This window comes from Mycobacterium sp. TH-M103 (assembly GCF_057473785.1).
Genome location: NZ_JBYCLG010000325.1, coordinates 1 through 9,046, shown reverse-complemented (window position 1 = coordinate 9,046; position 9,046 = coordinate 1). Strand labels below are relative to the sequence as shown.

7 protein-coding genes are annotated in these 9,046 nt (G+C 71.4%); 1 reads left to right on the top strand and 6 read right to left on the bottom strand.

The features are described from left to right. The 6 genes from AC2VOR_RS18135 to AC2VOR_RS18110 all read right to left on the bottom strand — a co-directional run. Positions 1-1,094, bottom strand: a 1,094-nt coding sequence (locus AC2VOR_RS18135) for a 6-phosphofructokinase (protein ID WP_486964254.1), incomplete at its 3' end; no start/stop codon positions are given. Continuing rightward, entirely contained in the window at positions 1,094-1,990 is an 897-nt protein-coding gene (locus AC2VOR_RS18130; protein ID WP_486964253.1) for a 3-oxoacyl-[acyl-carrier-protein] synthase III C-terminal domain-containing protein, read from the bottom strand. The genes AC2VOR_RS18130 and AC2VOR_RS18135, both read right to left, overlap by 1 nt. Further along, positions 1,974-3,071 (bottom strand): 3-oxoacyl-ACP synthase III family protein, encoded by a 1,098-nt coding sequence (locus AC2VOR_RS18125; RefSeq protein WP_486964252.1) that lies wholly within the window; start codon positions 3,069-3,071, stop codon positions 1,974-1,976. Before AC2VOR_RS18125 ends, AC2VOR_RS18130 begins: the two co-directional genes overlap by 17 nt. Beyond that, on the bottom strand, positions 3,068-4,063 hold the full coding sequence (locus AC2VOR_RS18120) for an Acg family FMN-binding oxidoreductase (protein WP_486964251.1): 996 nt from the start codon (positions 4,061-4,063) through the stop codon (positions 3,068-3,070). Before AC2VOR_RS18120 ends, AC2VOR_RS18125 begins: the two co-directional genes overlap by 4 nt. Before the next feature lie 16 nt (positions 4,064-4,079). Then, positions 4,080-5,600, bottom strand: a complete 1,521-nt coding sequence (locus AC2VOR_RS18115; RefSeq protein WP_486964250.1) for a bifunctional aminoglycoside phosphotransferase/ATP-binding protein — start codon at positions 5,598-5,600, stop codon at positions 4,080-4,082. Between the two features lie 4 nt (positions 5,601-5,604). Beyond that, on the bottom strand, positions 5,605-6,492 hold the full coding sequence (locus AC2VOR_RS18110; RefSeq protein ID WP_486964249.1) for a universal stress protein: 888 nt from the start codon (positions 6,490-6,492) through the stop codon (positions 5,605-5,607). 191 nt (positions 6,493-6,683) lie between these two features. Between AC2VOR_RS18110 and otsB the strand changes: the two genes are divergently transcribed. Beyond that, positions 6,684-9,046 (top strand): trehalose-phosphatase (otsB, locus tag AC2VOR_RS18105; RefSeq protein ID WP_486964255.1); only part of this gene is annotated, 2,363 nt, incomplete at its 3' end.

The following is a 9,046-nucleotide window of genomic DNA, read 5'->3' as shown; positions in this document are numbered from 1 at the left end:
CCCATGTCGCGGGCGGTCAGCAGCGAGTCGCAGTCGAGCGGGACCCTCTTCTGCCGGCGGGTGGCCTCGGCGATCGGCACGTAGTCGACCGTCGGGGGGTTGAGCGCCACCATCACGCCGCGCTGGCCTTCCTCGAGGGCACGCACGGCGGCCGCCCCGAAACGCAGGCCGAGCAGGCGGTCGAACGAGGTGGGCGATCCACCCCGCAGCAGGTGGCCGAGCACGACCGTGCGCGCTTCCCGCCCGGTCATCCGCTGCAGTTCGGCAGCCACTTTGGTGCCGATGCCGCCGAGCCGTTCGGCCTGCCCCAGCGACTTGCCCAGGATCGACACCTCCCCGCCGACCGGCCGGGCGCCCTCGGCGACGCAGACGATGGAGAACTTCGCGCCGTGCCGCTCGCGGTCGGCGATCAACGCCGCCACCGGTTCGAGACTGAACGGGATCTCGGGGATGAGGATCGCGTGCACCCCCGACGCCATGCCGGCGTTCAGCGCGATCCATCCCGCGTAGCGGCCCATCACCTCCACCACGATGATTCGGCCATGCGAGGTGGCGGTGGTGAACAGCCGGTCGATGCACTGCGACGCGAAGTCCACGGCGGAGTCGAAGCCGAATGTCGTCGTCGTCTTGTCCAGGTCGTTGTCGATGGTCTTGGGCACGCCGACCAGGCGCAGCCCGGCCTCGTGCAGGTGGTGGCCGGTCGCCATCGTGCCGTCACCGCCGACGGTGATCAACGCGTCGATCCGGTGCTCCTTGAAGCGTCCGAGCAGCTCCGGCGTGCGGTCCACCTCGACCCAGGCGCCGCCCTGTTGCACCGGATAGGCGGTCGGGTTCCCGCGATTGGTGGTGCCGATGATCGTGCCGCCCTGGTGGATGATGCCGCGCACCCGGTCGCGGGTCAGCTCGATCAGCCCGCCCTCGGAACCGTCCCCGCGATAGTCGTCCGGGGAAAGCAATCCGTTGAAGCCGTCGCGGATTCCGACGACCTCCCAGCCACGGTTGCGGGCGGCCAGCGTGGCCGCGTGGATCACCGCGTTGAGTCCCGGCGCGTCGCCGCCGCCGGTGCTCAGGGCGATCCGCTCGATGCCTTCCATCACGCGGTCCCCGGCGGCTGACGGTAGAGCGCGGCGCCGGCGGTGACCCCGGCGCCCGCGGCGACGAACAGGACCCGCGTCCCCGCCGCGAGCCGCCCGGCCTGCCCCTCGAACGCGGCGGCCAACGCGGCGGTGTGCATGCGCTCGTCGTCGGCGACGGCGATGCGCTCCTGCGGAAACCCGAGCCGCTCGCCCAGCGCGGCGCGAAACCCGGGCCGAGGCGGGGCGGCGACGATCAGGTCGAGGTCCGCCGGCTCCACCGATTCGGCGTCCAGGCACCGGCGCGCCGCCCGGGCCGCGACGGTGGCGAATTCCTCGTCCATCCCCGCCGACTGCCCGAACCGGAGCACGTTGCGGGCATCAGCGAAACCCACCGTCGCCGAGAACGTTCCGTCGTCCTCCGCCGAATTCACCCACGACACGCGGCCCAGGCCGTAGTCCTTGTCGGACCACCCGCACAACACCGCCGCCCCGGCCGCCGAGAACGGGAAGTGCTCGCTGAGGCCGTGACCCGGGTCGGCGTCGCTGGCCACGACGATCGCGTGGCGGATGCTGCGCGCCCGCAGGAACCCGTCGACGATCTGCAGCGCGGTGAGCACTCCGCAGGCCCCGTTGGCGATGTCGAAGGAGAACGTGCCGTGCCCGCCGGCGTGCGGCTCCTCGGGGTTGGCCCCGATGTCGTCCTGGATCAGCGCCGCCAGCGCCGGTTCGCCCAGGTTGCGGTCGCGGTAGATCCCCGCGTTGACCACCAGGTCCAGTTCGGCCGCGTCGCAGCCCGCCCCCTTCAGGCAGTCCTTCGCCGCGGCGACGGCCAGGTGCAGGGCGCTGTGCCGATGCCGCCACCCGCCCACACCGTGGGGGCGAGTGACCTCGACGCGGTCAATCGTTGTGCCCATAGCGGCTCACCACCTCCTCGTCCAGGGTCAACAGGACCACCCCGATCTCCAGTCCCGATGCCAGCGCGATCAACGCGATCGTCTCGCCGGGCGCGATGTGTCCGGCCTCCAGCTCCTCGACCAGGGCCACGGTATGCGTCGTCGACGCCGTGTTGCCGTACCGATCGACGGTGATCACCGCGTCGTGGCGGGGCGCGTCGCCGAAGGACTCCGACATCCGCGCCATCCCCTTGCGGATGGCCCGCGCCGAGGTCTGATGGGTGATCACATGGTCGATGTCGTGGATCGAGATCCCCGCCGTGTCAAGGACTTCCTGCAGCAGCACCGGGGTGTTGTCCATGGCCGCCCGATGGATCGCGCGGGCGTCGGTGAACATCCGCGCCCCCGGGTCGTGACCGCGCGGGTAGGCCAGACAGAGCCTGCTGTAGTCGGCGACCGTGGTGAACCCCGCGAGGCTGATGCCGGCCGAGCCGGCGGGCGCCCGCTCCAGCACCAGCGCGGCACCGGCGTCACCGAGGGTCAGCGAGGCGAGTTCCTTGCTCATGATGTTGCGGATGTGCCGGGCCGCGTTGTGACCGAGCTGGGAGATGTACTCGCCGCTGACGACGAGGGCGCGCTCGACGATGCCCTGCCGGATCCAGTTGTTGACGATGGTGACCCCGGTGAGCATCCCGGCGCAGGCGTTGGACACGTCGAACGTCATCGCGTGGTGCGCCCCGATCCCGCGGGCCACCGCGCTGCTCATCGAGGGCTCCAGCCATTGGGTCAGACCCCCGCGGAATTTGGTGATGCTGCAGTTGACCACCACGTCGAGCGAGGCCGGGTCCATCCCCGCGGTGGCGAGCGCGTTGCGCGCTGCCGCGGTGGCCAGCGTGTAGGAGTCCTCGTCGCCGACCGAGACGCGGCGTTCACGGATCCCGGTCAACCGCTCCAGGTCGATGTGGGTGTGGTGGCGGGTGGTCGCCATCAACTCTTCGGTGGTGAGGTGGGTTTCGGGCAGATGCCGACCGGCCCCCGCCAGCCGGGCGACGAACCGGGACCCTTCGCCGGGGGCCTCCATGACCAGCCAGTGCCGAGTCATCGGCGCTCCTCTCTCCCGGTTCCGAACGTGAGGACCTCGGTGACCGGACGCCGCCCGGTGCGTTCGGCGCGCCGGCCGTCCGACGGTGAGCGCCCGATGCGGACCAGCAGCTGCGGCTGTCCCGCGGTCCCGACGATCTTCGCCATCACGGTGCGGCTCGCCGCGACCTCGGTCAGGTGGGTCAACGTGCAGGTTGCCAGGCCGGCCACGGTGCACTCGAGCAACACCGCCGAGAGCGCTTCGCCGCAGCGCAACACCTCGGGGCGGGCGTCCCCCTGGGGGGTGGATAGCACCACGATCTTCGAGCGGTCGTGGTCGACCGCGGCGCGGCGCCCGGACCCGCCCGCCGGCGGAAAGGAGCGGGCGACGTCGACGCGGTCGGCGTCGGAAGCGGACACCAGCGCGCTTTCGGGAACATGCGTGGCATCCGATTCGAATGGCGATGTCCACCAGCGCAATTCGGACACATAGGTGGTGTCGTAACGGCGCAGCGTCTCCTCGAGCGCGGACTCCTCGGCCAACCGGGGGCGCTGCTCGTCGGCCACCACGTCCAGCAGCACGTCGTAGGGTGCCACCGAGCGGCGCAGCGCGGCATGCGCGGCCGGCCAGCCGGGCGGCGGGTCGAACGGCAGCCGGTCGGTGCGGCGCCGCAGGATCGCGTCCGCCCGCAACCGGTCCGCCCGGGTGACCGTGTCCATCGGGCGAAACCGCACAGCGGCGAGATGGTCGGGCTCGCCCGGCTCGGGGAGCCGTTCGGTGTCGGCGGCCCAGCCGGCGGCGGCCATGGCCACCCGCAGGTGATCGAGTACCGCGCCACAGCTCAATATCAGCTCCCGGCCGGTGCGGTCGGTCGCCGGCATCGACTGCCGGGGATCGGCCCACAGGTGCAGGGTCGCGTCCTCGAAGACCCACCGCCAGGGCTGGCTGTTGTGCAGCGACGGTGCGCGACACGCGAGCGCCACTGCGTCGCGGATCGCCTCGGGTGTAGGCACTTTCACCCTCCTGTCATCACCGCGCGCGCCGTGGGGGCGTTGCCTGCTGCCAGATGCCGCGGGCCTGTGCCAGCACCTGCTCGACGGGCCGGGACGTGTCGATGCGGTGGGCGTCGTCCCAGCCGGCATCGCGCGCGGCCAGTGCCGCGGCGATCTCCGTGGTCACCTCCGAGTTGCCCGGGCGCCGGGTCGTGATCCGGTCGGCCGCCAGGCCGGTCGTCGACGAGCACATGAGTTCGACGATCGCCGAATGCGTTTCGTCGGCAAGGCGGTAAGCGTGCTCACGCATCCGCGGGTCGCGCCAGGTGCCGTCCAGGATCACCGACCGGCCGTTGCCCAGCGACTCCCGGGCCCGCCGCAGGACCACGTTGTAGACCGTCGCAACGTTTTCCGGGCTGTACAGCCCGGTGTCCAGGACGCCGGAATCGCCGGCGATGACGTCGGCCTCGCGCAGTTCGCGCCGGATGTCGTCGGTCGAGATCACCTGGGCGCCGAAGGCTTCGGAAAGCCCGTGCGCCAGAGTGGACTTGCCGGTGCCCGGATTGCCGCCGACGAGCGCCAGCCGAACGGTGCCGCTGCGCAGGTGCCGGCCCGCGATGTCCAGATGTCGGGCGGCTTCGGCGGCGGCCCCCGGTTTGCCCTGGGTGAACCGCAGGCATTCGACCTTCGCGCGGACGACGGCGCGGTAGGCGACGTAGAAGTCCCGCAGCGCCTCCGGCGCGGTGTCCGCCGCGTGCGCGGCGTAGCGGTCCAGGAAGTAGGCCCCGAAATCTTCGCGGCCGAGGAACTCCAGATCCATTGCGAGGAAGGCGGCGTCGTCGATGCGGTCGACGTAGCGCAGTTCGTCGTCGAACTCGAGGCAGTCCAGCAGCGCCGGCCGCCCGACCGCGTAGAAGATGTCGTCGGCGAGCAGGTCGCCGTGCCCGTCGACGATGCGCCCCGCCGCGACGCGGTCGGCGAACAGGGGACCCCGCCCCGTGACGAATTCCTCGGCGAGGTGCCGCAGCCGGGCCACCTCCCCCGGCGCAACACCGGGAACCGGCAACCCCGCGTAGCGGTCGAGTTCCGTCAGGTTCTCGGCCCAGCGCCGGCCGATCGCCCCGGCATCGCCCTGGGCGTCGATCAGCGGGCCGCGCTCGGCAAGGGCGTGGAATCCGGCCAGGGTCGCGGCTACGGCGTCCAGCACGCCGCGGACGGCGTCGTCCGGGCCGCGGGCCACCAGCGACGCCAGCCGGTCCTCGTCGCGGTAACGGCGCATGACGACGACCGGTTCCGCCGGCCCGCCGGCGGGGTCGCTGAGGTGGGCGACGCCGAGGTAACTCTGTGGCGACAGGCGGCTGTTCAACTCGACTTCCCGGGCGCAGGCGCGCTCGCGCCGTTCCGGTGTCCGGAAGTCGAGGAAGTCGGTCAGCACCGGCTTCTTGGCCTTGAAGGCGCGGTCACCGGCCAGCACGACCACACCCGTATGGGTCTCCCGCACCTCGACGTAGGGCACCGCGGTCGTCATCGCCGGCGCGGCAGTGGTCGCCGTACCCATGACCTCAACGCGACCGCGCGACGATCACGGGCATGCGGACCGAGTGCAGGACGGCGTTGCTGACCGACCCCAGCAGCATGCCGGTCAGCCCGCCCCGACCGTGGCTGCCCACGACGACTAGCTGGGCGCCCTCCGCCTTCTCGATCAATTGCCTTGCCGGACGGTCACATTCGACGAGCCGGTGCACCGTGACATCGGGGTAGCGCTCCTGCCAGCCCGCCAACCGTTCGGCGAGGCTGAGCTCGGCCTCCTCCTTGACCGCCGCCCAGTCCACCCCCGGCAGTTCGTACACCTGGACGTCGCTCCACGCGTGCAGGGCCTGCAGGTCCACGCCGCGCCGGGACGCTTCGTCGAAGGCGATCGTCACGGCGAGCTCCGAGGCCGGCGAACCGTCGACGCCCACCAGCACCGGGGCCTGCCCGGGATGGGGCATCAGCGGGTCCTCGTCGCGGACCACCGCGACGGGGCAGTGCGCGCTGCGCACCACGTTCGAGCTGACCGAGCCCAGCAGCGCCCGCGCCACCGTGCCGCGCCCGTGGCTGCCCACGACGAGCAGCTCCGCGTCTTCGGACATGTCCACCAGCGTCGGCACCGGCGGCGAGCACCTGAGCTCGCCGGACACGGCGACCCTGCGGTCGGCGGGCACGGCGTCCTCGGCGATCTTGAGCGCCTGCTCGAGGACCCGACGGCCCTCCCCCTCCTCCCAGGCCGACACACCCGACGACAGCGGAAACTGCGGGTACATCGGCACGGCGGCGTTCACCATGTGCACGACGGTCAGCGGGACCTGTCGCAGCGCCGCCTCACGCGCCGCCCAGCAGACGGCGGCGTTGGACGCGGGCGATCCGTCGACACCGGCGAGGATCCCGTATCGGTTGGCGGGTCCGGACATGTCGTACTCCCCTCGGTCAGTGAAAACGCTATGGCGGGAAGGGCCGTCGGGCATGAGGCTTTAGTCCTCAACCGCGTGGACAAGGGGCCCCGATCGGCTCGCACGGGTTCGATCGGGGTCCCCGCTGTGGCATCGTCACACAGGTGACCGAATGGCCCGCCACCATCGACCGGCGCTACCACGACGCGGTGATCTTCGACCTCGGCTGCATGGTCGCCGAGGCCGGAGACGGCGCGGTGGAGGTCTGCGATTCCACCGTGCCGCTGCTGCGCCGGCTGCGCGAAGTCGGCGCCGCCACCGCCGTGTGCTCGACCACCCGCGAGTGCGCACCGGCGTTGCGCGCCGCCGGCGTCGCCGAACTCGTCGACGTTCTGATCGACGACGACCTCGGCGGAAAGGACCTGCGGACGATACTGACCGAAATGGCCGGCCGCCTGGGCGTCCGGCCCGTCCGCTGCGTGGTGATCGGGCGCGACGCCGACGGGGCGCGGGCCGGCCGGGACGGCGGCTTCGGCCTGGTCCTCGGCCTGCAGCGCAACGGCGACGCCGACGAACTGCTGGAAGCCGGCGCCGACACCGTCGTCGCCGACCTCGCCGAGATCTCGGTGCGGCGCGGCGGCACGGACATGGCCGCCATCGCCGACGCGCTGCAGGTCTACAACCAGCTCAAGGAACTGGTCGCGACCCGCCGGCCCGCGGTGTTCCTCGACTTCGACGGCACGCTGTCCGAGATCGTCGCCCGGCCGGAGGCGGCGACACCGGTCGACGGCGCCGCCGACGCGTTGCGTGCGCTGACCGCACAGTGCCCCGTCGCGGTGATCAGCGGCCGGGACCTGGCAGACGTGCGCGGCCGCGTCGGCGTCGACGGGTTGTGGTACGCGGGCAGCCACGGCTTCGAACTGTCCGCACCGGACGGCACCCACCACGAGAACCCCGACGCCGCCGACGTCATCGACGAGCTGGCGGACGCGGCCACCCGGCTGGTGGAGACGCTCGGTCACGTATCCGGGGTCATGGTCGAGCACAAGCGTTTTGCCGTCGCGGTCCACTACCGCAATGCCGATCCCGCGGACATCGACCGGGTCATCGCGGCGGTTCGCCGACTCGGCCGGTCCGAAGGTTTCCGGGTCACGTCCGGCCGCAAGGTCATCGAGCTACGCCCGGACATCGACTGGAACAAGGGCGCGACGCTGGATTGGCTCCTGCGACGCATCGACGGACACGGCGACGGACTCGACGGCGCCGCCGGCCCCGACGCGGTGTTGCCGATCTACATCGGCGACGACATCACCGACGAGGACGCCTTCGACGCGCTGCAATTCGACGGCGTGGGAATCGTGGTGCGCCACGACGAGAACGGCGATCGACCGTCGGCGGCGTTGTTCAGCCTCGAAAACCCCATGGCCGTCTGCGAATTCCTGCGGCGGCTGGCCGCAGATCTGCTGCAGAACGCCGCAGCCGAGGCCGACGATCCGTGGCAGCTCGTCTACGAGGGCTACGACCCCGGCAGCGAGCGACTGCGCGAGGCGCTGTGCACCGTCGGCAACGGCTACGTCGCCACCCGCGGTTGCGCTCCGGAGGCGGCCGCGTCCGAATCGCACTATCCGGGCACCTACGCCGCCGGCGTGTACAACCAGCTGGGCGACGTGGTGGCAGGCCGTGCAATCGAGAACGAAAGCCTGGTCAACCTGCCCAATTGGCTGGCGCTGACCTTCCGCATCAACGGCAGCACGTGGTTTCACATCGACGCCGTCGCGGTGCTCTCCTACCGGCAGACATTCGACCTGCGGCACGCGACGCTGACGCGCACGCTGCGATTCCGGGATGACGCCGGCCAGATATCCACGCTGACCCAGCAGCGGTTCGCCTCCATGCACGAACCCCACCTGCTCGCCATGCGGACCACACTCGGCGCCGAGAACTGGTCGGGTACAGTGGAATTCCGGTCACTGCTGGACGGAGCCGTGGGCAACACCATGGTCGAGCGCTACCGGTCGTTGTCGAGCACCCACCTGAGCGGGGCGGCGATCGACGAGATCGGCTCCGGCTCGGTGATACTGCGCACCGAGACCTCGCAGTCGCGGATCGCGATCGCGGTGGCCGCACGCAGCACCGTCTGGGGCGAGGACGGCCTCGCCGACGCGCAGTACACGGCCGTGCGCGAATCAAACCGCGGTGGTCACGACATCCGGGTCGCGCTGTCGGCGGGGCAGTCGCTGACGTGCGAGAAGGTCGTGACCATCTTCACCGGCCGGGACGCCGCCATCTCCGAGCCGGCCGCCAGCGCCCGGCAGTACCTCGAGGCGGCCGGTCGATACGCCGAGCTGCACGAACAGCACGCCCGGGCGTGGGCCCGGCTGTGGGAGCAATGCAACATCGGACTGAGCGACAACGTCGTGGCGGTGCGGGTGCTGCGGCTGCATCTGGTGCACCTGCTGCAGACCCTGTCCCCGCACACCGCCGAACTCGACGCCGGAGTGCCGGCCCGCGGGCTGCACGGGGAGGCCTACCGGGGGCACGTCTTCTGGGACTCGCTGTTCGTCTCCCCGGTGCT

What these genes read in the sequence shown, in the direction of transcription:
- AC2VOR_RS18130 (WP_486964253.1), bottom strand. Translation starts at nt 1,990, where the DNA reads ATGGGCACAACGATTGACCGCGTCGAGGTCACTCGCCCCCACGGTGTG.
- AC2VOR_RS18125 (WP_486964252.1), bottom strand. Translation starts at nt 3,071, where the DNA reads ATGACTCGGCACTGGCTGGTCATGGAGGCCCCCGGCGAAGGGTCCCGG.
- AC2VOR_RS18115 (WP_486964250.1), bottom strand. Translation starts at nt 5,600, where the DNA reads ATGGGTACGGCGACCACTGCCGCGCCGGCGATGACGACCGCGGTGCCC.
- AC2VOR_RS18110 (WP_486964249.1), bottom strand. Translation starts at nt 6,492, where the DNA reads ATGTCCGGACCCGCCAACCGATACGGGATCCTCGCCGGTGTCGACGGA.